The 25652-nt window shown below is 41.6% G+C and carries 25 protein-coding genes and 5 pseudogenes; 6 read left to right on the top strand and 24 right to left on the bottom strand.

The genetic code is table 11. The features are described 5' to 3' along the window. Positions 1-39: 39 nt before the first annotated feature. The 4 genes from LLY41_RS11035 to LLY41_RS11020 form a co-directional block, all read right to left on the bottom strand. Entirely contained in the window at positions 40-1155 is a 1116-nt protein-coding gene (locus LLY41_RS11035; RefSeq protein ID WP_095243133.1) for a zinc metalloprotease, read from the bottom strand. A 242-nt stretch (positions 1156-1397) separates the two neighbouring features. Next, a complete protein-coding gene (locus tag LLY41_RS11030; RefSeq protein ID WP_095243134.1) occupies positions 1398-1961 on the bottom strand; it encodes a hypothetical protein in 564 nt (187 codons plus the stop codon). Between the two features lie 14 nt (positions 1962-1975). Then, positions 1976-2794 (bottom strand): hypothetical protein, encoded by an 819-nt coding sequence (locus tag LLY41_RS11025; protein ID WP_304587982.1) that lies wholly within the window; start codon positions 2792-2794, stop codon positions 1976-1978. Positions 2795-2874: 80 nt separating this feature from the next. Then, a complete protein-coding gene (locus LLY41_RS11020) occupies positions 2875-3279 on the bottom strand; it encodes a RidA family protein (protein ID WP_095243136.1) in 405 nt (134 codons plus the stop codon). 112 nt (positions 3280-3391) lie between these two features. Here LLY41_RS11020 and LLY41_RS11015 point away from each other — a divergent pair, with 112 nt between their 5' ends. Beyond that, positions 3392-3853, top strand: a complete 462-nt coding sequence (locus tag LLY41_RS11015; protein ID WP_304587981.1) for a hypothetical protein — start codon at positions 3392-3394, stop codon at positions 3851-3853. A gap of 37 nt (positions 3854-3890) precedes the next feature. Here the strand turns inward: LLY41_RS11015 and blaOXA are convergent, their stop codons facing one another. Next, positions 3891-4688 (bottom strand): class D beta-lactamase, encoded by a 798-nt coding sequence (gene blaOXA / locus LLY41_RS11010; protein ID WP_370460305.1) that lies wholly within the window; start codon positions 4686-4688, stop codon positions 3891-3893. A 145-nt stretch (positions 4689-4833) separates the two neighbouring features. Between blaOXA and LLY41_RS11005 the strand changes: the two genes are divergently transcribed. Next, on the top strand, positions 4834-6183 hold the full coding sequence (locus LLY41_RS11005; protein WP_304587980.1) for an aminotransferase-like domain-containing protein: 1350 nt from the start codon (positions 4834-4836) through the stop codon (positions 6181-6183). A 45-nt stretch (positions 6184-6228) separates the two neighbouring features. On the opposite strand, the gene LLY41_RS11000 is transcribed toward LLY41_RS11005, so the two are convergent. From LLY41_RS11000 to LLY41_RS10965, 8 genes and pseudogenes are all read right to left on the bottom strand, one after another. Continuing rightward, positions 6229-7314, bottom strand: a complete 1086-nt coding sequence (locus LLY41_RS11000; RefSeq protein WP_304587979.1) for a YkvI family membrane protein — start codon at positions 7312-7314, stop codon at positions 6229-6231. A 94-nt stretch (positions 7315-7408) separates the two neighbouring features. After that, on the bottom strand, positions 7409-8575 hold the full coding sequence (menC, locus tag LLY41_RS10995) for an o-succinylbenzoate synthase (RefSeq protein ID WP_304587978.1): 1167 nt from the start codon (positions 8573-8575) through the stop codon (positions 7409-7411). A 21-nt stretch (positions 8576-8596) separates the two neighbouring features. After that, the gene (locus LLY41_RS10990; RefSeq protein ID WP_304587976.1) at positions 8597-9415 is read right to left on the bottom strand and encodes a GNAT family N-acetyltransferase; all 819 of its coding nucleotides are present in this window, start codon (positions 9413-9415) and stop codon (positions 8597-8599) included. Between the two features lie 2 nt (positions 9416-9417). Next, entirely contained in the window at positions 9418-10545 is a 1128-nt protein-coding gene (locus tag LLY41_RS10985; RefSeq protein ID WP_304587974.1) for a M20 peptidase aminoacylase family protein, read from the bottom strand. Continuing rightward, positions 10542-11405 carry a MurR/RpiR family transcriptional regulator gene (locus tag LLY41_RS10980; protein WP_304587971.1) on the bottom strand — a complete coding sequence of 288 codons (864 nt, stop codon included), beginning with the start codon at positions 11403-11405 and terminating at the stop codon, positions 10542-10544. The genes LLY41_RS10985 and LLY41_RS10980 overlap by 4 nt, the downstream gene beginning before the upstream one ends. A 373-nt stretch (positions 11406-11778) precedes the next feature. Then, on the bottom strand, positions 11779-13377 hold the full coding sequence (locus tag LLY41_RS10975) for an ABC transporter permease (protein ID WP_095245094.1): 1599 nt from the start codon (positions 13375-13377) through the stop codon (positions 11779-11781). After that, positions 13377-14278, bottom strand: a pseudogene (locus LLY41_RS10970) (ABC transporter ATP-binding protein). The gene LLY41_RS10975 and the pseudogene LLY41_RS10970 overlap by 1 nt, the downstream one beginning before the upstream one ends. Positions 14279-14280: 2 nt before the next feature. Continuing rightward, complete coding sequence (locus tag LLY41_RS10965; RefSeq protein ID WP_304587969.1) at positions 14281-14883, bottom strand: TetR/AcrR family transcriptional regulator; 603 nt, start codon at positions 14881-14883, stop codon at positions 14281-14283. Positions 14884-15337: 454 nt separating this feature from the next. On the opposite strand from LLY41_RS10965, the pseudogene LLY41_RS10960 reads away from it, so the two are divergent. From LLY41_RS10960 to LLY41_RS10950, 3 genes and pseudogenes are all read left to right on the top strand, one after another. Then, positions 15338-16446 (top strand): annotated as a pseudogene (locus LLY41_RS10960) (YibE/F family protein). Then, a pseudogene (locus tag LLY41_RS10955) lies at positions 16443-17205 on the top strand (YibE/F family protein). Before LLY41_RS10960 ends, LLY41_RS10955 begins: the two co-directional pseudogenes overlap by 4 nt. Before the next feature lie 156 nt (positions 17206-17361). Next, positions 17362-17853 (top strand): CBO0543 family protein, encoded by a 492-nt coding sequence (locus tag LLY41_RS10950; protein WP_095245097.1) that lies wholly within the window; start codon positions 17362-17364, stop codon positions 17851-17853. Between the two features lie 27 nt (positions 17854-17880). On the opposite strand, the gene LLY41_RS10945 is transcribed toward LLY41_RS10950, so the two are convergent. The 7 genes and pseudogenes from LLY41_RS10945 to LLY41_RS10915 form a co-directional block, all read right to left on the bottom strand. Further along, positions 17881-18672, bottom strand: a complete 792-nt coding sequence (locus tag LLY41_RS10945; RefSeq protein ID WP_179289053.1) for a DUF817 domain-containing protein — start codon at positions 18670-18672, stop codon at positions 17881-17883. A 115-nt stretch (positions 18673-18787) separates the two neighbouring features. Beyond that, a complete protein-coding gene (locus LLY41_RS10940) occupies positions 18788-18997 on the bottom strand; it encodes a helix-turn-helix domain-containing protein (protein ID WP_048008671.1) in 210 nt (69 codons plus the stop codon). A gap of 9 nt (positions 18998-19006) precedes the next feature. Then, positions 19007-19489 (bottom strand): DUF2975 domain-containing protein, encoded by a 483-nt coding sequence (locus LLY41_RS10935; RefSeq protein ID WP_095245099.1) that lies wholly within the window; start codon positions 19487-19489, stop codon positions 19007-19009. Positions 19490-19725: 236 nt separating this feature from the next. Next, positions 19726-20874 carry a M20 family metallopeptidase gene (locus tag LLY41_RS10930; RefSeq protein WP_286137380.1) on the bottom strand — a complete coding sequence of 383 codons (1149 nt, stop codon included), beginning with the start codon at positions 20872-20874 and terminating at the stop codon, positions 19726-19728. A 30-nt stretch (positions 20875-20904) separates the two neighbouring features. Continuing rightward, positions 20905-21594: a gamma-glutamyltransferase gene (locus LLY41_RS10925; protein ID WP_353615974.1), complete on the bottom strand. Its 690-nt coding sequence runs from the start codon at positions 21592-21594 to the stop codon at positions 20905-20907. Next, positions 21560-22425: pseudogene (locus tag LLY41_RS10920) on the bottom strand (gamma-glutamyltransferase). Before LLY41_RS10920 ends, LLY41_RS10925 begins: the two are co-directional and overlap by 35 nt. 345 nt (positions 22426-22770) lie before the next feature. Continuing rightward, positions 22771-22938 carry a hypothetical protein gene (locus tag LLY41_RS10915; RefSeq protein WP_179289051.1) on the bottom strand — a complete coding sequence of 56 codons (168 nt, stop codon included), beginning with the start codon at positions 22936-22938 and terminating at the stop codon, positions 22771-22773. An 80-nt stretch (positions 22939-23018) separates the two neighbouring features. On the opposite strand from LLY41_RS10915, the gene LLY41_RS10910 reads away from it, so the two are divergent. Then, the gene (locus LLY41_RS10910) at positions 23019-23594 is read left to right on the top strand and encodes a CBO0543 family protein (protein ID WP_095245100.1); all 576 of its coding nucleotides are present in this window, start codon (positions 23019-23021) and stop codon (positions 23592-23594) included. A 288-nt stretch (positions 23595-23882) separates the two neighbouring features. Here the strand turns inward: LLY41_RS10910 and LLY41_RS10905 are convergent, their stop codons facing one another. From LLY41_RS10905 to LLY41_RS22470, 4 genes and pseudogenes are all read right to left on the bottom strand, one after another. Further along, complete coding sequence (locus LLY41_RS10905; RefSeq protein WP_095245101.1) at positions 23883-24071, bottom strand: hypothetical protein; 189 nt, start codon at positions 24069-24071, stop codon at positions 23883-23885. 212 nt (positions 24072-24283) lie between these two features. Continuing rightward, complete coding sequence (locus tag LLY41_RS10900) at positions 24284-24706, bottom strand: DUF1801 domain-containing protein (protein WP_095245102.1); 423 nt, start codon at positions 24704-24706, stop codon at positions 24284-24286. A 236-nt stretch (positions 24707-24942) separates the two neighbouring features. After that, a complete protein-coding gene (locus tag LLY41_RS10895; protein ID WP_095245103.1) occupies positions 24943-25440 on the bottom strand; it encodes a DinB family protein in 498 nt (165 codons plus the stop codon). A gap of 52 nt (positions 25441-25492) precedes the next feature. Beyond that, positions 25493-25615 (bottom strand): annotated as a pseudogene (locus LLY41_RS22470) (DUF6366 family protein); the annotation flags it as partial. Positions 25616-25652 lie beyond the last annotated feature (37 nt).

Genomic DNA, 25652 nt, shown 5'->3' with positions numbered 1-25652 from the left:
CAAACAAAAGAGTGTTCTCATTAGAATTGGACTCGCAAGTTAAATAATAGCATTTTCGCAAAAATTCGGGATTGCCTGATGTTTTGGAGGTAGTGCTGTTGTCTTACAAACCAAATCCATGTCATAAAAAATTTCATGGGTGCTCGAAGTAAGAAATTCTCCGAGATCAATACCCCAATTTGTATCGTCCTTAAGGAGAATTGAGGGAAAATCTATTTTTTCATCAGTTCCTGGATCAAATTCGGTTACATCCGTTATGATTTTTATGCCAGCATTAACATCTGGAACTTCCACCACTGTTCGAAGGCCGATGTGATACGGAATTTCAGGATGGTCATCCTCAATGTCATGGTGCTCCCATGAAAGTTTTTCTGTCTTAATAATAATAATCGGATCTTCATTAGGATTGGACCCAGGCCTTATTACATTGATTGTAAAATTAAACCTAACCTCGATATCATCATCCACAAATTCAGTTACTTCTCTAACTGACAAACGAAGTATTTCAACCTCAATCCGTTTAGGGAATTCTGTAGTAAATGACACCGGATAGAACTCCTCTTGAATCAGAGGACTTCGTCTTATTGCTGCGCATTGTTCATTCAACACATCAAACCCCATATTCGGAAAGAACATAAGATTGTTTGGATTATTTACATGGTCCAGCCCTAAACAATGCCCTAGCTCATGTGCAACTTTTTCCCCTCGAAGTTCAATAGCTGTCATCATTGAAAAATATTTATTGTTGCTGACATCCCCTATAGAAGCTCCAAATTCGTTATTTCTCAATGCTGCTCCTCTAACGAAGTGAAGTGATATATGCGCTCCATCTGTGCAGCAGGTTTTAAGATTATATAACAGCTCTGCAGTTGGATAGTTAGACATATTCGAAAAAAAATCAGCTGCAGAATCTATCTCTTCAAGTGCAAAATCATAATCGTCCGGATTTGGTACAATCTCTTCAAGTTTTTTTATCCTATCTACATTAAATACTATCCCGCACCGGCATAAGATATCATTCGCTTTTCCAATCAAGGTACAGATCTCATTATTTTCAATCCTTACGCCTGGCGAGACAAACACACAAATATTAACCACCCTGCACTTTTTGGTGATAATTTCTAACGCATTATCCGGGATTTGATTACAAGTCATGGTCTACCCCCATTATCGAATTCTTATGGCGGTTTTATTATGTGTCCCATACTCAATTCTATACACTAAATTCATGAACCCTTAGAGACTTAGGCACTAATGCAGCACCCGCTTCTAGCTCAGCTAATTGGCCGCTTAACCAAAACGGAGACACCGACAAAATACTCGGAACATCATTGGCGCCGAATACTTCTTTGATTGGTCAAATGCAGGCTAGCTTCAGTTACCCAATCGTAAGAGAATTATTTCAACTCAATCTCCTTAAACCAAAACTCTAAGGCTTCCATTGGTTCATCTCTCATATGAACATAATAGATTTTTACCTCGTCTGGTTTTACATTTTCCGGCAGTGCAAATGAAAAACTAAATTCCCTGGATGTCTCTATATCAAATAGTTGAGGTTCTAATTCAGGAGGTTGCTCATTTTTTAACCATTCCTGAACCGAATCTTCAAAGTAAAGGCTATCCATTTTTTCATAATCCTCAGATCTATTTCGCTTAACTTCCGTTACTTCCCCATTACCAGGAACATAAAAAACAATAAAATCTGTGGGAAATCTATATGCATCTAATGGTTTTTTCCAAACGCCTGTCACTGTATAGGATTGATTTTCCTTTTCGACTGTGAAATTCAATGAATCTGGAGCAGTATGATACCAAGAGTTAAAAAACACATATCCGGCAAAAAGGAATATTGCCAATACAGGCAGTATAAAGAGCAGTGACACTATTCTGCTCGTCTTCCATAACCTGATTCCTAAAATAAATAAACCCATAAGGACGATTATTGCAAGGATAATAGACATTTAGTTCTCCATTTTCAATTATTTATTCTAATCCAGCTGACGGCAAGAAAATAACCGATTATGGGTGAGATTCCATACCCCATGATCGGCATTGGAAAATGACCAAATAACGTTACAATCATAGCCATTAAAAAGTAAACTCCCAAAGATAACGATAAAATATTATTTCTGCCGTAATAAAAGAATGGACTTAATAATAACAGCAACGACAAAACACCTAAAATCAGCCAGACAAAACCAAGGTCTGCAACCAAAAAGATAATATCTTCTACAAAAGGAACCGGTGCTAAATCATCGAGGAAAATCCATGAAATGATAACTGTGACAACGCTAAGCATAAAGCTTAATAACTTTAACTTCCAATTACTTATTTTCTTCCACAAAATAATAAAAGCTGCACAGGCAAATGAAGTTAATTGACCTGCATCTGGATGGAATAGCAATATTAATAAAGTAATAAAGTACAGTGCGATTGCATGGCTTGTCCGATTTTTCCATAGCTGTATAATTAAAAATGGCAAAATAATACTTGCTGCATTTATGTTAACCGGTCCAAAAGTTATCCAGCGATGAACACCGCCTGAACCATCAAACAGGAATGGAAGAACTAATAAGGCTACTGGAATGCAGGTTATAATGAGGTTCCCTTTACTTACTCTTTTCTCCTTTTTAGGAACCAAATAATAAGAACACAAAACAGTTCCCATTATCCAGATTAGGATGTTTTGAAGCGATATTCCGGGACTCACACCATTTGCAGCCATGGCAAAGGTTCCTATTAAGATAGCAGGAATCATTAGTAAATAAGAAATAGAATTTTTTAAAGTATTCATGTTAAAATCCCCTTTTTTATCCTCGAAAAATTTTAACATATTAGTCATCAGTTTATTTAATTTACTTGAATAAAAATGAATTATTCTTTAGCTACTGCAGCAACTGCCTCTATCTCAACTAATTGGCCGCTATACCCCAAAACGGTAACACCGGACAATGTACTCGGAACATCATGGGAACCGAATTCCTCTCTGACTGCCTTCCATGCAGCCACCAAATCTGCCTGGTCAGAGGATGCTACCAGAACTCTAGTATAAGCCACATCCTTTAATTCAGCTCCACATTCCTGTAAGGCTGCTTTCAGGTTTTCAACACAAAGCCTGGCCTGTTCTTCATAGCCTTTTCCCTCAGGAACTTTTCCCTCTTTGTCGAGCGGACAGGCCCCTGCCATAAAATAAAGATCCATTCCAGAAGGGATATGGGAGGCGTAAGCATAGTCAACTGCAGGTAAAACCGGAGAATGTATTAGTGAGATTTTCTTCATCTTCAAAAATTCCTTTCCTTTGGCATTTTACTAATTTAATTCTAGCTATATATAAGATCTCCTTTTTCAGATAAACTGTTTTTAATAACCATCATAAAAGGCGGGTGGCACAATGCGGAGTTTAAGATTAGTAAGTATAATCGTAATTGCCTCTGTCAGCTTACTGTTTGGCTGTTCAGATAAACCGGTGGATCACACGAAATTTCCGCCAGAGAAGACAGCAACTATTGAAGTGAATGGAACAGAATATCGAATGGAAAAAGGAAACTATCAGTGGGTCAGAAAAAAAGGCCTTGAAACGGAATCAATCAAAACCGATCATGCATCCCCGAATCAGATGGCAGTACAGCTTAAACCTATTCCTGTAAAACCGGACCAGAAAGTCAAAGTGAAAATTGAAGATGATCCAGTAATGAAGGTGTATTTATGGAATGAAACGGGAATAGAAAGTGATATCAAGCTGGAGGATAATCAAATTAACATGCCTGCAGATAAGGGAAAATATATTTATGAAGTCCTAGCGGAATGGCAAAACGGTGAAATTTCTTTTACATTTGTGGCGGAGGTTCAGTAAAACAGGGGAACCAGGACATGGTTCCCCCTGATCCAGCTTAGTTCTTAATAATTTCTTTCTCCTTCAATACTTCTAAAGCAATATTCCTGGCCTCAGTGCCTGTTCCATCAATATTCACCGCAAACACCCATATCCCCTTCTCCGTTTCAACAAAACCAACATACCAGCCAAGGCCCATGTCAGAGAGCCTTGTCCCTGTTTTTCCATGTAAAATGAAGTGATCCTGTTCATCCTGAATCATTATTCGTTTGACTGTCTTTTGGTTCTGTTTTGAGAATGGCAAGTCCTCTTCAACTAATTTTTCGATAAAATCTGCTTGTTCTGCTGCGGTTATTCTCAGGCTGCTGTCCAACCAGAACGAATCAATTCCGCCAGATATGTCCTGGTTCCCATACCCTATCTTTGCTACGTAATCGGTCATTTTCTTTTCACCAATTGTCCTTGCCATGTCCTGATAAAACCAGATAGCCGATTCCCTCATGGCAGAAGCAAGAGAATGATCCCGGTTCCAGCTTTCAAATTCCCGTTCGACTCCATCCCAACGTTTCACTTCGTATTCATCTCTCACAGCGGCAGTTTCGAGCCCGATTAGGGCATTGGCGACTTTGAAGGTTGACTCCGGCGTCAGTCTCTCTTTGCTCCTCTCCTTGTTATAGACATGAACCTTGTCATTCTTAAGATTTTTGAGAACCATTGTTCCCTCTATTCCTGCAAAAACTTCTTCAATGTGCAGCTCCTTCGTGTTTTCTTTTCCGCCTAATGCCTCAGCACCTGTACCTGCCAGCAGCAATAACAAGGCAAAAACGGCTATACCCATTCTCCTCATCCAATTCATCTTTTCTTCCTCCTTCATAAAATAGGATTTCCGTCATGATGTCAGCCCTATAATTGTCCCTTATACTATAAACAGCATGATGGATACAGAAAAGAAGCTTTTTAGCCATCTGTACCCATACAAATCTTCAGCAAGGTGTGAATTCATGAGCACTAAATATGAGGAAATCATAGGAGAAATCCAATCCAGATTAGATGATGAAAAGTTAAAATCCGGAGAAAAGCTCCCCTCCATCCGCAGGGTTGCCAAGGAATTCTGCTGCAGCATCAACACTGTACTAAAAGCTTACAGTGAATTGGAAAAGGCACATCTGATTTACTCTGTGCCAAAAAGCGGCTATTTTGCAGTAGGGACAGATAAACCCAAAAAACAAACTCAAATGAAAATAGACTTTGTTTCGGCAGGACCGGATAAAAGCAGGATGCCCTACCGTGATTATCAGCATTGCATGAATCAGGCAATTGAACTTTATAAGGAAGAAATGTTTCAGTATTCCCATCCCCTCGGCTTGGCGAGTCTTCGGCATCAGCTTTCAGATCAGCTTCAGGACCTGCAGGTTTTCGCCCCGCCTGATAGAATTGCCGTTGTATCTGGATCCCAGCAGGCTTTGGATCTATTAATCTCACTGCCTTTTCCCAATAAGAAAAATGAGATTTGCGTAGAACAGCCAACACACTTCAGTTTCATAGATTCCATTACTTCGCGCGGCCTGAAACCGATCGGCATAGAGGTAAATCAGAATGGCATTGATCTTAATAATCTGGAAAAGGTATTCAGAGAACGAAGCGTCAAGTTTTTCTATACAGTCTCCAGATTCCAGAACCCGACAGGCTGCAGCTACTCCAACCAGGAAAAAAAGCAGATTGTCGAGCTTGCTCAAAAATATGATGTCTACATTATTGAGGATGACTATATGGGAGACCTTGATACCAGGAAAAAGGCAGACCCCATGTTTGCCTATGACCCTAGCGGAAGAGTCATTTATACAAAAAGCTTCTCAAAAGTTTTGCTGCCAGGACTTAGATTAGGATTGGCCGTTCTTCCGGAAGCCTTAATGAGAAGCTTTACACAAGCCAAATTTGCAGCAGACGTCCATACACCAGTCCTCACACAAGGGGCACTTGAGATTTACTTAAGCAGCGGAATGTTTAAAGCCCATATTGAAAAACTCCGGCGGCAATACAAAAAGAAAGGCACCATTCTCAAAAAGGCGTACCTGGAGCATTTGCCCCCTGGTGCTGCTTTTACTGGCGGGAATTCGGGATTCTATTCAACAGTTGAGCTTCCGGGCAGGTTGAAAGCAAAGCATCTTGTCGAGCATCTGCAAAAGAATAATGTTTTGGTTCAGGATGCAGCAGGTATGTACCTCCCTGAATACAGGCAGGAAAACCGTATCCGGTTAAGCGTGTCACAGGTGGATGACAGGAAAATTGCGGTTGGGGTGAAGAAGATCGGAGATGGGATTCGTACGTTAGCCCTAAAATATGGATTTTGATAAAATAAAGAAAGCTCAGGAGAACTGAGCTTTCTAAAAAAGTTCCTATTGTTTTAAAACAACCCCGCTTCCAATCCTCCCAACAGCCTTCCTCTTCCCCCTAAACCAAGCAAACACAATCGCCGCAATCAAAGTAAATCCTAAGTACCCCATTAAAGGATAAACCGTTCCGACCAAAGTGATGAAGCCGATGAAACTGGCGCCAAAAGCGGCAGCTCCGAATAATACAACAAAGATATTGAATTTAGGATTCTCTCTTTTTACGATTCTTGCAGTGAAGGCATACAGCATCCCAACAGCTGTGTTGTAGATCATGCCCAGCAGGACGACGAACATTAACAGTCCAAATGCCGGGGAAATTTCATTTGCAAGCGCTAGGATTGGCATTGGAGATCCTTCAACCACGTCCATTTTAACCAGCATGGCTACATTGATCAGTAAAATCAGGACACCCAGTCCAACACCGCCCAGGATGCCGCCCAAGCCAGCCTGCTTTTCATCTTTTGTTGTGCCGCCCATGACAGCAAGCATAGCAGCACCAGCCGCGATATTATAAGAAACATACAGCAATCCGCCCATAAACCAGTTAGACGCAGCTGGCGTCCCGCTTTCCGCCAATTTCTGAACTTCCGAGAAATCCAATCCCATCGTGCTTAGAGCATAGCCGCTAATGATAACCACCATGAGCAGCAGAAATGGAGTCACCAGGCTGATAATTGAAATGACTTTTTGGATGTTCAGACATACGGTCAGGATCGTTAACACAGCCATAATGATATTTCCGGCCAAACTCGGGATGCCGAACTGCTCTTCGAAGATCGATCCCGATCCGGCAAGCATGACGACGGCCACTCCGAAAAGGAAGAATGTAATGATGAAATCAACAGCCATACCAAGATACTTTCCGCAAATATGGTAAATCACATCTTTATGGGAATCTGTCTGCAGACGGCTTCCAAGCTGGGTTAAATTCATGCCAAGAAAAGCAAAGAAAAAAGTCGCCAGCACAGCTCCGGCAATCCCCATCCAGCCAAAGCCCGTAAAAAACTGCAAAATTTCCTGCCCGGAAGCAAAGCCTGCTCCGACAATGACCCCAATAAAGGCCCCGGCAATCTGAATACTCTTTTTCAAAACTATTCCCCCTTTTAATATTTGAATTTTTTGACAACTTTGATTAAAAGAGAAAGAGAGCATCCTCTCTCCCTCTGAGTGCTATTTGCCCTTTTTATTTGACTGGAGTGACACTATTCCCGCCAACAAGGGCTGCTTGTTCATTCTGCTCCCCCAGCGCAAATCTCTTTTCAAAAACAGTAAACTCTCTAATAGTTTCATAATTAGGTTCATAGCCAATACCGGATCGTTCAGGAACCTTGATCATGCCATCTTCAACCGTTACTTCAGGGTCAATCAGATCCTTCTCCCAATAGCGGGATGATGCAGCTGTGTCCCCTGGCATAATAAAGTTTGATAGTGTGGTTAAGGCAATATTGTGTGCCCTGCCGATGCCGGATTCCAACATGCCTCCGCACCATACCGGGATGCCGCGTTCCTGGCAGAGGTCATGAATTTTTTTGGATTCTGTCAAGCCCCCGACACGGCCGATTTTGATATTGATAATTTTGCAGCTTCCAAGTTCAATCGCCTTGCGTGCATCCTCATAGGAATGGATGCTTTCATCGAGGCAGACCGGTGTTTTAAGTTCCCTCTGGAGAACAGCATGATCAATAATGTCATCAGATGCCAGCGGCTGCTCGATCATCATTAAATCAAATTCATCCAGCTGTTTTAACAGTTCAATATCCTCAAGTGTGTAGGCTGAGTTTGCATCCGCCATAAGCGCTATATCCGGAAAATGCTTTCTTACTTCCCTCATAACTTCAACATCCCAGCCCGGCTTTATTTTCACTTTAATTCGTTTGTAGCCATCCTTTACATATTCACCAATGAGGTTCAGCAAGTCCTCAACAGAATCCTGAATCCCGATGCTGATTCCAACCTCAATCTCATTTGCTGTCCCGCCAAGCGCCTTCGCAAGCGGAATTCCCTTCTGCTTGGCATATAAGTCCCAAACGGCCCCTTCGAAAGCCGATTTCGCCATATTGTTTTTCCGTATGTAAGAGAGCGTTTCCGACACTTCATCAGGGTGTTCCATTTCTTTGTTTAATAGATTCGGAATGATGAAATCTTCAAGCATATGCCAGTTTGTTTTCAGTGTTTCTTCGTTATACCATGGTGAATGAAAGGCTACTGATTCCCCCCATCCGCTCACACCGTTCTCATCCTTCGCTTCCAGTAAAAGAAATTCTTTATCCTGAAACGTGCCAAAGCTTGTTGTAAATGGTGCTTTCATTCTCATTTTCATATGCCTTAATACGACTTCAGTCACCTTCATATTCATTCCCGCCTTTTCCTGTTAGTTGAGTGTAAGCTCGTTTCGTTGAACTAATACATAGTAGTGTACCGGGCCTTCTGTACTTTTTTGAAAACCCGCCATGGCGTACCCCTTTGAAAATAACGCCTGAAAAATCCCTCTGGTTTTGAAGCGCCAGTCCATCGCAAGTTCGAAATTTTGATTTTTAATAGCTTGAAAGTTTGCCGGAATCGGAACAAGCACAGGTCCGCCACATGCCTCCCATACTGTATTTAATAAAACAGGAAAGTTGTCCTCTGATATTCCCCAGTCAAACGGATTCTCTGCAGAAGCTGTTTCAATACTCAATCGCTCCTCCACATGTGAACTGGTAATCCACCATTCCACCTTTAGCCGGTCTGTCGGCAGTCCATGATTCAAATTATCATCCATATCTCCATAGCAATTCTCCACATATGTAGAGCAAACCGCATTCAGCTTGTTAAGATTTAAATATGCATTCCGGCTTTCAAGCGGATCAAACGTCCAGGTGATCAGATCATATCCCATCTCAGCGGCCAGTTCCTTTTGCTTCTGCTTTAATAACGCGCCAAGCCCCTTATCCTGGTGTTCAGGGTGAATGCCGAGCATATGGGAGCATAAATACCCTTTTCCCCTGTTGAAACCGGGAAATCCGTAGCTGAATCCCACAAGTTCTTCTTCTATATATGCCCCGAGGAGAAGCCCGCCGTTCTGGGCAGCTGTGATGGTTTGATGAACCGGAAGCGGAGCCATATTCCAGATGATCTCTTCCAGCTTTTGAATCAGATTCATATCGGATGCTGTCTTTAATACCCGCAAATCAATTGTCACAGCAGCCATCTTCACTCCTCCTTTTCCAAAGTGGCCATTACCGCCCTGGCCAATATTTCCACTCCTGAGTAAATCGCTTCCCGATTGAACGTCATGTCCGGATGATGAAGACCCGGCTGCAAATCACAGCCCAATCCCAGCATCGTGGCCTTAATATTCGGCTTTTTGAGGGTGTAAAAATGGAAGTCTTCCCCGCCTGATGTCACGATTGGCTCCCGTAATTGGCCGGCTCCAAGTACATCGATTACGGCCTTTTCGAGAAAATGCTGCGCTTCTTCATCTACCTCAGCTGCTGCCACATTCGCTTTCGTCTCAAGTGTAATTTTGACTCCATAGAGCTTGGATAAATACTCCGTGATCGTTTCAATTTTTTCAGACAGTGCGTTTATCACTTCATTAGTTTGTGCCCTAAGATCGAGGCTGAAGGAAGCTTTTCCAGGTATGATATTGCCTGTGTCACTGCCCGCATGGAACTTGGTCATTTTAGCCGTATAGGGGACCATGGGATCCAAATGAATGTTTTTAATTTCATGAATAAAAGAAGCGCCAATCTCGATGGCATTCTGGCCAAGATGCGGACGGGCGCCATGGGCGTCTTCCCCGATAATTTCCCCGGTCAGAAATCTTGCTGCACCATGGTAAATGGCTGCTGATGCTTCCCCGTCCCTTATTTCCTGGATGGGTCTTAGATGTACACCATACAGGTAATCCACATCATCCAGCACACCATGCTCAATCATTTTGAGAGCTCCGGTGCCCTTTTCTTCAGCAGGCTGGAAGATGAATTTCAGCTTGCCTTTCTTGGGGAATCCCGCCTTTTGAAGCAGCAGCATCGCCCCTACTCCCATCGTCATGTGGGCATCATGGCCGCAGGAATGATTCGCCTGAAACTTGCCGTCCACTTCCTGCCAAAGTGCGTCCATATCCGCTCTCAGCGCGACACACGGACTCCCTTCCCCTACTTCAACAACCAGACCGGTGCAATCCCCAAACAGCTGAACCTGAAACCCCCGGCATTCCAGGAATTTCTGCAGGTACTCGGTTGTCTTATATTCCCTCCAGCTCACTTCCGGATTTTCGTGCAAATGCGTAAATACCATCTCTAATGCGGGTTTAAGCTCTTCAATCATTTCCTTCAATCCAACTTCCCTCCCGGCTGTATAAAAAAATGCTCACTTTCCAGCTTTTCATATTGTTCTTTCCTTGCTTGAAATCGTTCCTGATCATGTATGGACACCCCCGCAATTACCGCATTCAAAAAGGAAAATAGTGCGGGTGCCGCATCAATCGTCGATTTTTCCGATGAATGTATTTGAAAAAGCAAATCAGCATGCTCTTTAATCGGCGCGATCGCTGAATCGGTAATGCCAATCACAAATGCTCCCTGCTTTTTCGCCAATTCCGCCATTTTGATCGTATCCTTCATATACCGGTCGAATGAAATGGCGATAAACGTCGCATCTTTATCCATTTCGGTGACCGTCAACAGCAGATCATCCGTATCCGGCCTGATCAGCTTCGCATTTCCCCTGACTACACCAAGAGTAAAAGAAAGCCAGCTCGCTGCCGAGAAAGAAGACCTAAGTCCTGAAATATATATTTTTTTCGATTCGATCAGCCGGTCAACCAAGGCATCAAAATCATTCTGGCTTATATTCTGAATCGTTTCCCGTATATGCAGACAATCCTTCTCCATCACACTTGCCAGGAACTCCGGCTTTTCGGCCAATTCCACCTTATTCGTAAAATACTGCCCGAGTGTGCTATTCGCCTTTAAAAGCTGTTCCCTTACCATCTTTTGAAGCTCCGAATAGCCTGAAAGCTGAATCGAATAGCAGAAACGGATGACTGTCGTTTCACTGACCCCGATTCTCTTTCCAATCTCACCCGCTGACTTTACGGCAAAATCCTTCGGATGATCGAGCAAATACTTTGCTGCCTTCTGCTGGCCTTTGGAGAGGTTAGAAAACTCTTTTTCTATTGTTTCTTTTAATTTCATTTAGGATCACCTTAAGATTATGAAGTTTAAGCTGTTTTATTATATTTTATGAAGTCTGAACTTCGTTTTTACTAAATTACCACACATTTCTTCGGAAAACAATAATAATTCTGAAAATTTTATAAATAAAGTGAAACTTCAATCAGTGGGGGTTTTCCTTATCCCCCACTGATTGTTAGTTGAACCAATCGGGCCTTTACGGACAGTTTGACCCCCACTTATCCTCATTTGATTCCTCTGAGTCTTGAAGTGGGGGTCTTACTGCCCGTTAGACTGCGATAAAAAATGACAGCCTTATCGGATGCCATTTTCTCAAAAACTGTTCAATCACTTTAAGAGGATTGCGTTTCTTAATATCTATCTTTAACTATCATTATTCAATATCCCGCCTATTAAACCCTATAAACCCTGCTAACGTCAGCACCGCGGCAGCCATACATAATAACAGCAGCGGAATAAGTGAAAATTCCTCAATTGGTGCCTGCGGAACATGGCCAAAAGGAGAAAGGCTGCCGATCCAGTCAGAGAATTGGAATAAACCTCCTAGATACAGCACAATAAAAGAATATAAGACGTAAAGCCAAATGAGACCTGTGAATTTTGGCAGGAATCCAATCAGAAGGACGGCCAGGCTGATCATGACAAGCATCGCTGGGTAATAGGACAATGCTGCACCAAAGATCATCCCAAAAGACAACCCGCCTTCCACCACAGCAGTCCCGGCAGACCATAATCCGAGTGCTGCCAGCGAGAGCATGAGAAATCCGTTAATGACAGAAATGACGAAATAGCTTCCTAACAGCTTGCTCCGCGAAACGGATCTGCTCAAAAGATGAACCAATCGTTCCTTCTTCTCTTCACCTCGAAGTTTATTCATGGCCATCACTGGAGGAATCGTTGCCATCAGTGAAATAACAATCATCAGCATTGGAATGAACTGTTCCACTAATGTGACCCCTTCTGTTGGCTTTAGGAGCTGCTTCATGGCTTCATTATCGGCGAAAAATGATTCCAGATCCCCTAATACCGACCCGTAGGAAGCTCCCAGCACAAACATGCCGATTGCCCATGAAATGATTCCGATCCGCTGTAATCTAAACGCAAGGCCGATTGGACTCTGCAAAAAGCGGGATGCATATTGTTTTCCGGGCCTGGATGGAAAAAATCCTCGATCCAGATCCCGAATAGCGTTCAAATAATTCGCAGCGGCAAATAGAACCATAGCTGCAGCAACCATCAAGACAACAGGCCACCAATTATTAGAATCATAGACTTCTGCTTTGGTTACCCACGCGAGCGGCGAAAGCCAGGATAATGATTCATTGCTGATGTCTGTGATCGCTCTAAAAAGATAAGAAATAAGAAGAATGGCTATCGAATAACCGATGGTTCCCCGTGAACTATCTGAAGCTTGAGCAAACACGGCTGTTACTCCTGCGAAAAATAAACCCGCCGCCCCTAATGCTGCACCATAAAGCAATGACCCCTCCAGATCCATGCTTTCAATTCCAAGGGCATAAAGGCTGAATCCATTAATCAGAGCCAATCCGATGCAAGCTGCCGATACTGTAAGCAGGGTTGCATTTAAATAGGATAGTCGCCCAACAGGCAGCGAACGGAGCAATTCCAGGCGCCCATCCTCTTCATCTGCCCTGGTATGCCGCGTTACCAGGAGGATGCTCATTAAACCGGTCACAGCAGCAGTCATTAAAAGCATTTGGTGGGCTGTCATGACGCCAACTGTATAGTTGCTTAAATCCGCGGGACCAGTCATGGCAGTCATTGCCGGGTTGGCCATCGTCTGGGCCATAGCTTCTCTTTCCTGCTGGGAATTGTATAATCCCTTGAAGGAAGTTGGAACGATTATCGTAAAAAAGGTAAGTGCCAGCACCCAGATCGGGATCCGCAAACGGTCGAGACGGAAGATAAATTTTGAAAGGAAAATGGTTTTCGCCAAATGATTGCCTGCCATCAGCGGACACCTCCTGCATCCTTTTCCCCTTCATAATGGCGCATAAATAGATCCTCCAAGGTCGGCGGGGCACTTTCCAAACGGATGATGCCAAATGGAGAAATGTGCTTAATCACACCATCCATTTCCGTTGTATCCACCTGAAACGTCATCCCATGTTTACTTTCTTGAATGTCATGGATACCTTTCAGTTCTTTTAAACCTGTAATTGGCAGCTTCGTGTCCACGAGGATTTGAGTCCGGGTTAAATGGCGAAGTTCACTTAAAGTTCCCGACTCAATAATCCTGCCTTGACGAATAATGCTTACCCGGTCGCACAGCTTTTCTACCTCAGATAAGATATGACTGGACAGGAGTACGCTCTTTCCCTGGCTTTTAACATCCATCACACTTTCCTGAAAAATCTTTTCCATCAAGGGATCGAGCCCTGATGTCGGCTCATCCAGAATAAACAGGTCAGCATCAGAGGCAAAGGCCGCAATCAGCGCAACCTTTTGCCTGTTTCCCTTGGAGTAGGTTCTGCACTTCTTGGAAGGATCCAAATCAAATTTATCGATTAACTCATCACGTTTCTCCTTATTCGCAGTGCCATTTAATTTTATAAATAAATCAATGACCTCTCCCCTGTTAAGTTCGGCCAAAGATTCACGTCACCAGGCACATAGGCAACCCTTTTATGAATGTCAACAGCATCCTGCCAGGCATCTTTGTTAAAAAGCTTTACTTCTCCGCTTGTCGCCTTTAAGATCCCCAATAATACCCGGATTGTAGTTGATTTACCCGCGCCATTGGGTCCGATGAAGCCCAGTACTTCACCTTTATGCAACTCAAGATTTACCCCATCCAATGCCGTAAATTTGCCGAATTTCTTTGTCAGGCTGGTTACTTTTAAAAGGCTCATGCTCATTCCTCCCCATTTTTATAAAAACAGCGCTTTAAAATTTCTTTATAGCTGTCCCATTCGTTAAACACCTCGTTACCGATATCCACAAATGACTTAATTTTGGCGATTTGCAGCTCCGCAAAACCAGTCATGGTCCAATTAAGGATATTCATCGCTTTTTCAGGTTCTATATCCTCCCGAAGCTTTGACCAGTCGATATTTTCGTAGATTCTTTTCATGCCATCTTTCTGAATGCTTGCCAGCAGTTGATTTATTTCAGATTTTACATCCTGAGCCTCTTCTTCAAGCAGCGATTTCAAGAAATCAAATACAAGGGGGTATTTCTTTTGGATGTTTAACTTAATGAACCCCACCTGACTGATTCTTTCAAAAACGTCCCTCTCATTCATGTCTATTTCTGTATAGATTTGTTCAATGATGTTTACTGCATTCTGTATCAAAAAGAGATACAAATCCTTTTTATTGCTGAAATAGTTGAACAATGAGCCTTTGCTTATTTGTGCATCCTTTACCATTTCATTTGTAGATGCCTTTTCAAAGCCGCTCTTTACAAATTCTTTCATGGCTGCATTAATAATTCGTTCCTGTTTTTCGGGTTTCAAACTGTAAAAAGTAGTATTAATTATATTGCACTCCTTTCACAAAAATGACCAATGTGGTCATTTCAAAAATAACAAAATTGACCACACTGGTCAATGATTTTATCATTGATTTTGACAAAAATTATCAATTTTTCATTCTTAGTTTTACTTAAAAATACAGGGGGATACATGCTAATAAGGAGGTGATCAAAATGACTCTGCTTTTCTATAAAGCAATGGAGGCTTTCAAGAAGGATGCTGAAAATCAGAAAAAAGAGAAACAGCAAAAAGAAACGTTAGATGTGCAAAAGTAGTAACTTCATGAATTAGCTGCTCTTTCATCCTTTTGGATGATTTTTTTTTGAGTGACAAGTCTCCCCTCCAGAACAGGGATAAACTTGACTGTCCGAAAAAGTTACTGATATCCTTAGTCCTTTGCAAAGCTCTTCTATTTTTATACTTCCGGAGGTTTATTTTGAGTAACATCCCTAATAAAGTGATCTATTTTTATATTATATTGGCAATATGCATAGCTGCCTCCATACTGTTGGTCCAAAACAATGATTCTTTCTATGAACGCACAATAGCAGAAGTAAAGGAAGTCAAACTTGTTCACTCTGAAGAAGTTACGGATATTTACGATAATGAAGACCGCGTTTATGAACAGCGGATCATAGCCGAAATTACGAATGGAAAAGCAAAAGGACAGCATATTCTCATAACAAATCAGTATTCTAAATCCAAAGCCTATGACTATGAAATTCAAAGCGGGCAAAAATTATTTGTGTCCATAAAGGAGAAAACAGCAGGTGCTGCAGAATTAAGCGGAGATATCCTTGATCTGAAGCGGGATCATTACATACTAATCACAGCATGGATCTACTTCTCTTTGTCGGTAAAAAGCAAGGTCTCTTTTCCATCATCAGCCTGGCAGTCAATGCCGTGCTGCTATCCTATGTATTGGATGTATATCTGAAGAATCCGGAAATAAGCCTGCTGCTGATATGCAGTGCGGCAGTCATCTTATTTACCGTTACCTACCTTCTGCTCGTAAACGGCTTTAACGAAAAAACATATGCTGCCATTATCGCAACGCTTGCGGCAGTATTTTTGTCATTATTGATCACTTATCTGGTCATTTGGCTAACTGGCGGGAAAGGGCTGAGATACGAAGAGCTTCAGTTTATAACGAGGCCCTATCGAATGGTGTTCTTAGCCGGTTTATTTATCGGCTCGTTAGGAGCGGTTATGGATGTAGCCATTACCATGTCCTCTTCACTGTTTAGCTTATATGAAAAGAATAACAGCATTCCCGTGCAAGCTCTTAAGCGCTCTGGAATGGAAGTGGGCAAAGACATTATGGGCACCATGACGAATATTTTGTTTTTCGCCTATATCAGCGGCTCCATTCCGATGCTCATTTTGTATATAAAAAATGACTCACCGCTCGGGTTCAGCCTATCCATGAACCTTTCACTGGAATTAGCCCGTGCACTTGCCGGAGGAATCGGAATCGTCATCACCATTCCGATTGGCCTCTATACTGCCATATATTTCATTAATAGAAAGAGGGCACGAAAATGAATGCAATACTAGTGCTGGCAGCCATATTATTTATTCTGATGACCCTTATCGGCGGGAAAAAAGGAGCCCGATCATTTTTTGCGATTTTCCTCAACTTCGGAGTGATTATATTTGTCCTTTTCTTTATGAACGATCCAAACATCAATCCAATTATCGTTACATTATTCGCATGTGCCTTCATTGGCTGTATCAATCTATTTTTTATAAATGAAGTGAACATTAAGACGATCACCGCATTTCTGGCTTCTATCATTACTACGGTTGTTCTCATTGTGTTCATTGTCATCATTGCCGAAAATGCCATGATTCAAGGATTTGGTGAAGAGGAAATAGAGGAGTTGAGCATATTTTCCCTTTATATTGGGATTGATTTTGTAAAAGTGGCTGCTTCTGTCATCATCATGAGTACCATCGGCGCCATAACAGATGCTGCTATGGCCATTTCTTCCCCAATGCGGGAAATTCAATATCACCACCCGGGAATTATTCCAAGCCGGCATCAGCATCGGTAAGGATATTCTCGGAACAAGCACCAACACGTTATTTTTCGCCTTCTTTGGCGGATATTTAGCACTGCTTATATGGTTTAAAGACCTATCTTATTCACCAGGTGAAATTATCAATTCCAAGATTTTCAGCGGCGAGATGATTACGATCTTCTGTGCAGGAATTGGGGTAACAATGGTGATTCCCGTTACTTCATGGATTACGGCATTATATTTAGTGAAAAAAGGAAATACGGCGGATACACCTGAATAGCCATGAATGGGTTATTGCTCCAAGGTATGAATGGTTTAAGCAGTCATTCAGATTCCCATAAATAGATTACAAGGATGAATTGCCTATTTTTTACAAATGAAGGTATTTGTTTACAAATATCGTCCATACTAGTTAACAGTAAAATGAGGTGAACCTATGCATTACATCCTTGTAATATTGGTAATCATTCTTTCTTGTATAAAAGGCGACTGGAAAAACTGGGAAAGATACTATCCTACTATGCTCTATATTTCCGTGGCCTCTTTCATTTATGAATTTATTTCACATAGTCATTTTCACTTATGGGAACTGGAAAAAGACACTCTGACTCTAATGGGAGTCCATTTAATGCACAATATTGTGATCAATCCATTAATTGGTTTTGTGTTCCTATCTAATTATCCCGCCAAGTTTAAAAGTAAAATACTTTATTTTATATATTGGATATTTTTGTTTTGGTCAACTGAATGGCTGGCATTCCGCTTTCATTTCATAAGCTACCATAATGGCTGGAATATTTGGTGGTCTTTTTTATTTGTCGTCATTATGTTTCCTATGATCCGATTACATTATGTCCATAAACTGCGGGCACTAATTCTTTCGGCTCCGATTGCAGCCCTTTATTTATTTTTGTTTGATTACCTTTAAACAGGCAAATAAACATAATCTCTTAAGTTATCTAGTTTGACTAGCAGCTGTGCCAGCGGAACTGTTTCCTTTAACCCTCTTTAGCGTAGCCACGATAAGAAAGCTGACAATCACTAATAGCAGCCAGGAACTCACCTTTCCCAGATGAACTAGACTCCAAGCATCTGCCTGATTGGGATATTCCCAAGCTCCAAAGAAGGTGGCAATATTTTCGGCTACCCATATGAAGAACCCGATCAGCACAAAAGAAAGGGCAAGCGGCATACGGTATTGGATTCCGCCTACCTCGTAACTGACCCAGGATCTCCAATAAACAATCAAAACCATTCCTGACAGCCACCAGCGGATATCGATCCAATAATGATGGGTGAAAAAATTTAAATAAATCGCAGCAGCAAGAGGCATTACTGCGAGGGAAGGCGGCCATTTTATCAGTTTAACATTAAGCCTTCTCCAAGCCTGGCAGAGATAACTTGCTACACTGGCATACATGAAACCGCTGTACAAAGGAACACCCAACACTTTGGAATAACCCTCCTCCGGATAAGCCCATGAGCCCATATGCACCTTAAATAGTTCAAGTGCAAGACCAATAATGTGGAATAAAGTTATAACCTTCAATTCATCCTTTGTTTCTAGCCCAGAGCGCACCATGAACCACTGCATCAGCAGACAGATGATCAGCATCCAGTCATATCGCGGCAGAATAGACAGCGGCAGGAATTTGGTTAAAGCTAAAGAAGCAAAAATAACAACAGGAAACAAACAAGATAAAGCCTGTTTCCAGCCGAAACGAACGAGCTGCTGCAGTGCGTTCATCAGCTGAGCTTCCATTTTTCGAATGGTCATTTGCATCTGAAATCCCCCTTTCATTGGGACAAAGGGACAGGTTCATTGTCCCAATCGGGACGATGAACCTGTCCCCCTGTTCCACTTATTCATCACTTCGATATTCCAGAATATCTCCAGGCTGGCAATCCAGCGCCTTGCAAATGGCCTCCAAGGTTGAAAATCGGATCGCTTTTGCTTTTCCATTCTTCAATATAGAGAGATTTGCCATTGTGATTCCCACTCTCTCTGACAATTCTGTTACACTCATTTTCCTTTTAGCCAGCATCACATCAACATTTATAATAATAGCCATGTTCTCACCTCAGACCGTTAAATCGTTTTCTGATTTTATATCGATTGCCTCTTGCAAAAGCTTTTGCAGAACAGCCGCAAAGACTGCGATAACCATTGAAGCAAAAGGAACCAGCAAGCCAGCGAAGATGACACCAGGGGCATCTTCAAATTCCGCAAAGAGATAGAAGACCGGTACTACCAGTACATGCAATCCAGCGATGGTGATGGCACAATATTTAATTTTCTTTAAAGCTATGACAGATAAATCTGAGAAAGCTTTATTTTTGTCAATATAGCGCAAAAGTTTGAAAGCCTGATACAGCGCAAAATAAAAAGGAATCGTCGAAGCATAAAACACGATGTAAACCAAATATTTAATGAAAACAAAATTCGGCAGCAATTCACCTGCAGCTTCCCCCAGCTCAGGTACCAAAAAAATGCACAAAACCAAAATCGGTACCCCCAAAAGGAAGACGGCTATTTTTAAAAACAATGTTGTTACTTTTTCCATGAATATACACCTCACTTCATATTTTCATTTTGATTCTATTACATTATTTATCGTTTTTCAATAAATAAATAATGTTTTTTATTATTTTTTTATTGAAGTAAGGATAAATGGAGGCTCACTTTCCTTTTAAAAATGAATCCAAATCTGCAGGCTCAAAGCTTTTATTCTTACATGGGCTATTCAATTTCCCCACAGAAAAACCCGGCCCACACAGGCCGAGCAATTAAGTTCTTATTCTATACCCTGCTTAACCTTTCAATCGTTCTTGCCAATAAAGCCGCTCGCTTCGGAAATGTTTTTAAATCGACATATTCATCCGTCTCACTGTGGGAAAATTCTCCGAGCGGCCCCATTCCGTCTACGGTTGGGATACCTTCAGTGGATGTATACGCTGCATCCGAACCTCCGCCGGTGCTGACTTCTCTGATCGACATTCCCAGTTCTTCCCCTGCAGCCTTTATTTCCTCAATCAAATTATCCGTTCCTGCGACTTTTTCCATTGGCGGTCTTCCAATTTTACCTGATAAGCTGGTTTCTGTTCCCTGCACCTCCTCCTCCTCTGCAATTTCTGTGATTTTTGCAGTGATTTCCTTTGCCTGTTCCATGTTCTTCACTCGTACATCCGCTTGTGCTTCTGCATCCGGAGCGACGGTATTGGATGAGATGCCGCCTTGAATTAAACCCACATTGACCGATAAGCCCCGCTCATAGTCATTTAAGTCATGAAGTTTAACTACTTTATGTGCCAGTTCATCGATGGCACTTCTCCCTCTTTCTGGTTCAACTCCGGCATGGGCACTTTTTCCTTTAACATCAAAGATAAACCTGCCAATTCCTTTTCTCTCTGTCACTATGCCGTCATCGGGTCTTCCGGATTCAACGACAAGTGAGAATTTTTTACCTATCGACGCCTCTTTTATAATGGCTTTTGATTTTCGTGATCCGATTTCTTCATCACTATTAAAAATCAGATGTACATTTTTATATGCTTCCGAGCCTCTTTCCTTTAGAAGTTTCAATGCGTACAAAACGGATACATGGCTTGCCTTTTCATCACTCACTCCCGGTCCATAAGCTTTATCACCAATCACTTTGAATGGCCGTTTTTCTGATTCTCCCTCTGGAAATACGGTATCCATATGGGCAATAATAATGATTTTAGGGTCACTATCCTTTTCGGCTTTTATCTCCAGATGGTCTCCATACTCCGCTTCACGGTGAACAAGAACATCCATTTCCAACTTCTCAAATTCCTTCCTCAAAACAGTACCAACCTTGTCCACTCCTTCTTTATGGTAAGAGCCGCTGTCTATATTCACCAGTTCCTCGAGCAGGTTCATCATTTCAGGCATTTTGTCATCCAAATAGGCTTCATATTGATTCAACGCAATCACTCCTTTTTAATAATCTTCTGGCTATACTTCATTAATTCCAATGGCCGATCCTGGCCTGCTTGAATCAGCTGCACCATGCAGCATGCCGGTGTCATGATCCAAAAAGATTGCCTGGACATTCCCAATGGGTCTGTCCGTATCATCAAACTGAAATCCCATTTTGCGGAGTCTGTCAAGTACACTTTGGGCAATACCTTGCTCAGACCAGACATCCGGTCCCACACTGTTATAAATCCTGGGTTCTTCAATTGCGGCTTTTACATCCATTTCAAAGTCGAGAATATGACTGATAACTTGTGAAACTGAAGCAACAATAGTTGGCCCCCCAGGAGAGCCCAGCGTTAAAACCGGCACCCCATCCTTTAGTACTACAGCAGGTACTTTTGCACTGACCGGCTGTTTATTTGGTGCCAGGCTATTGATATGGTTCGCTTCCGGGGTAAAATCGGTCAAATCATTGTTCAGCAAAGATCCGTAACCTGGTACCATGATGCCTGAACCCATAATATGCTCATTTGAAGACGTGCAGGCTGCAATGTTCCCCCATCTGTCAGCTACGGTAAAATGCGTAGTATCCTTTCCTGTTTGATGCACTTTTACTTCGCCTCTCGGACGATCGCTGCCCTGGAACTTCCAGGGGTTGCCGCAGTCAATTTCCGCATTTCTCGATTTCCAGTCAATCCTTCCCCTCTTTTTGAAGCAGACCTTCAACCGGAATTTCAGAAAAATTAGGATCTCCGATATAAGCCAGCTTATCAGTGAATGCTAATCTCATTGCCTCTGAGAATAAATAATACTTTTCCCAGGAAGATACTCTATACCTGTTAAGCTCAAACCCTTCCAGAATCCCTAAAATCTGCAGCAATGAAATTCCCCCGCCATTAGGTGGTCCTGGAACGGCAATTTCATAGCCTCTGTATGTTCCCATCAAAGGTTCTTCTATCGGTGCCCGATAGTCTTGCAGATCCTCATTCGTCATAATACCGCCCTGCTCTTTAAGTGTATGGATGATGGCATCTGCAATTTCACCTTCATAAATCGCTTTTATCCCTTTCTTTTGCAGGATTCTAAGAGTCTTTGCCAGATCTTTGTTTCGAACCCAATCTCCTTTCACTAAAGGGACTCCTTCAGGCATAAAAAATTTCTTTGCTTCTTCCCCCAATCTGATATGAAGGATTTCGATGACTTCGTCCCATTGCCAATTCACCCTAAAGCCTTCTTCAGCCAGTTTAACGGCAGGCTCAATCAGGTCCTCCATCGGCTTTGTCCCAAACTTTTGATGCCCCTCTCCCATAGCCTTCATAATGCCTGGAATTCCTGCAAACCTGGCATCAATGGTCTGCTGAAAATAAGGAGTGGTTTCTCCCTTTTCATTTGTGAACTGATCTTTATCTGCCCCTGAAGGTGTCTGTGAATGGCCGTTGATCACCCTGGTCTTTTTGTTTTCTGATCAAAATACACGATATATCCGCTTGCTCCTATGCCAGTGTTAAACACTTCAACCACACTAAGAGCAAATTGGATCGCGACCAGGGCATCCATGGCGTTGCCGCCGTTTCTTAAGATTTCGGCACCTGCCTTCGTTGCTTCATGAACTGCAGAAGCAGCCATCCCATGAGTGCCAGTCGCCTTCTGCCGCTTGTCCTCGGTGTCTCTTTCCATATGCCTGGTATCCACCTTATCCATTGATATCCCTCCTATGGGGTACAGCCCAAATCTCATTCATATAACTTAAAGGATTTTGGATTCTCTATTTTAATAAAAAGCTTTTCATTTCTTGTACCCGGCTGAAAATAGCTGAAACATACAAAAAAAGGCACCGGACCTTAAGCCATTTGGATAACTTAAGATCCGAATGCCTGTAATAAATGGATCTTTTATCTGAATTTATAATTCTACTAAGCTCATTTCTTCATACCGAATAAATTCTTCTACTAAGGTTACATACTTCCACAAGTCTCTAACTTCAATCATATGAAGCGGAGATTTCGATTCATTAGTATTATCAAATGAAATTCTGAGCATATTAAAGATTGCTTCGAATGTGTTCGGCATCTTCTGACCTATTGTCTAAAGGTGGAAAGAAAATACAAAAAAATCAATTGAAAATAAGTAAAAAGAATGGGGGAGCTGCCATGGCGTTTGAAAAAGGACTGGTCAAGTCTGAACAGGCATACGAACAATTTACGGATATAAGCTCTGTATTCGCGGATATAGTGAAGAATAATTTTATTAATACGTGGCAATGGTGGGCCGGACTTGCTTTGTTTATCATTCCCTGGCTGATATGGTTTAAGTGCAGGAAGAAAGACAGCACCGGGCGTCTTCTCCTGGCTGGATTGGCAGTCATCATTTTATCCCTGACAATAGATCTGGCAGCATTATCTTTGGGGTTATGGTCCTACCCTATGGTTATTATCCCCCTGGCACCATTTTTATTTTTGCCGTATCACTTTTCACTGGCTCCAGTAGGTATCATGCTAGCTCTGCAGATTAAACCTGAAATGAATACATTGCTGAAGGGAATCATATTCTCTGCCATTGCAGCTTTCGGTGGAATGAATTTATTTAACGCCATTGATTTCTACAATCCCAAAAACTGGTCTACTTTATATGATTTTGTCATCTTTCTCACTCTATATTACAGCGGATACTGGGTAACGAGAATGGAGAGTTTTCAAGGTCTGGAAAAAGGAACAGGAAATAAATAAAAGACTTTCCTATATAACTGAGCAGTTCAGTTTTGGAGTAAAATACATTAAAAAGCAATGACTTTCACATACGAATTCGTAATATTTTTTATTAATATGACAACATTTAAATTGTATTTAAGTGCATTTCCCAGATCCATTCACACCTTATCAGGACACTGAATTATTTATTGCAGAGTGATAATTGGGATTTACGAATTCAACTGTGAAATGAACAAAAAAAAGCCAAAACGAACTTTGCTATTCGTTATGGCTACAACTATAAATTAAATTCGCATTTTCTTCATACTATGATACTACCTCAAATTTTAAGGTATTTCGATACACCTGGATATATTCGCCAGTTGATTTATTCATTACTTGAGACACTTCCTTGGTATGCGTCACCTCCAACCAATCGTTTTGTAAATCCACCAATAATTTTATTTCCACATCGCTTTCTCCATATTTTAAACCACTATACGATAATTTCGTCATCGTTATCATCCCGTTCGCATCTGGCAGGTTTTACCCTGGTAATGGAATAAAAGTTCATATAAAAAATAAAACCAGTAAAAACTGGTTAAATCTTCGACGCACCTTGTAGAGATAATCATCATTATTTTTATGTGTAAGGATAAAGTAGACGCTTTCTTGCTAAAGAAACGCGCCGGTTTTGTTGATATCGATTTAGAACAATGGCAATAATTCTATTCGTTCGGATAAAGACTCTGATATGTTTCTACTGTAAGTTTAATTAAGTCCTTTAATACACTGGTATTGATATCTGCTAATTTATTAACATAAATACAAGCCTTACTCTTCGTGTGTTTACCAAAGCTTTCTAATAGTTTTTCTCTTTCCTCACTTTCATAGGTCAAATAAAGACTAATCTTAGCCTTCCTTGGGGAAAAACCCACTAAAGGCGCATCCCCTTCGCGTCCTGATGCATACTTATAGTGGTAGCTGCCAAAGCCTATAATACTGGGCCCCCACATTTTCGCCTCAAAACCAGTTACCTCTTCGAAAATTTCTAACAGCTGATAGGCATCTGCCTTCTTCTTCTCATTTTCCACACTTTCAATAAATTCAATTACACTTTTGCCGGTTTCTTTCATCTTCGGTTCTGACATTGATTTGCTCTCCTATTCTCTGAGTATCATGTATACATAATAATCATTTTCTATTCTTCCTTCATTTTATACTAATATATTCGTAAGCCATACCCCAATCTCCTACCTCTTCAAACCAGCCAAGGATTGAAAAAACCAATGCAATAACAAACTGCTTAGAATAGCAGTTACTATTTTTCTCTTTAATATAATGGCTATTTCCCTCTCTACCGTCAATTCTGCTTTATTGTGCTGTTTTAAGACCAATCCACCCCAGGCCATGAGGATTGCAGCTTTCGCAAAAGAACAATTTGGCCTACATGATACGTATCGTGCATCATGATATTGCTTAGTAAACGCTCAATAGAGTTACTGTTGGCTGCATACGGAGCTTTTAACTTTTCATCATCAAGTTCCGCAATGACTTCTTTTAATTTATTCATGACGTCATTAAGACGCTGCACTGTCTGCGCCCATCCGGATTCGTCCTCTGGATCCCCCGGATTTCCAAAGGTTACTTCATTGTCTTGTGCCTTACGAGGATTTTCAGTGCCCTCGATTCGATGGGTTATGTCCTCATTCCAAAATATCAAGTGATTAACAATCTGCCAAATCGAATTGCTGTTTCCAGAACTTCTCCATGCTGCTTCAGCTGCAGTGACTTCATGAAGCGCCTGATCTATGGATGCAAACCATTCATTTTCATGCCAATGCATGTCGAGTTGTTCTACATACATGTTAGTTACAACTTGCATACAACCACTCCTCACTGTTAAGTGTAATCACATTAAAGTTAATAGCTATCGGTCCAAAAGTTAAATTCGCTTTACTTCCTCTATTTAGCGAATCGTTTAAAGCAGAAGTTGTATTTAATTCACTTTGTTTTAGTCGTTCTCTTTTTTCCTCAGGTGTTTCATCTCGCTTATTAATATTAAATACCCCCTGCAAACTGTTTCTATTGTGAATA

The sequence above is a fragment of the Cytobacillus firmus genome (genome assembly GCF_023612095.1).
GTDB lineage: Bacteria > Bacillota > Bacilli > Bacillales > Cytobacillaceae > Cytobacillus.
Note: the sequence above shows the minus strand (reverse complement) of the source record. Positions and strands in the feature narration are given on the sequence as shown.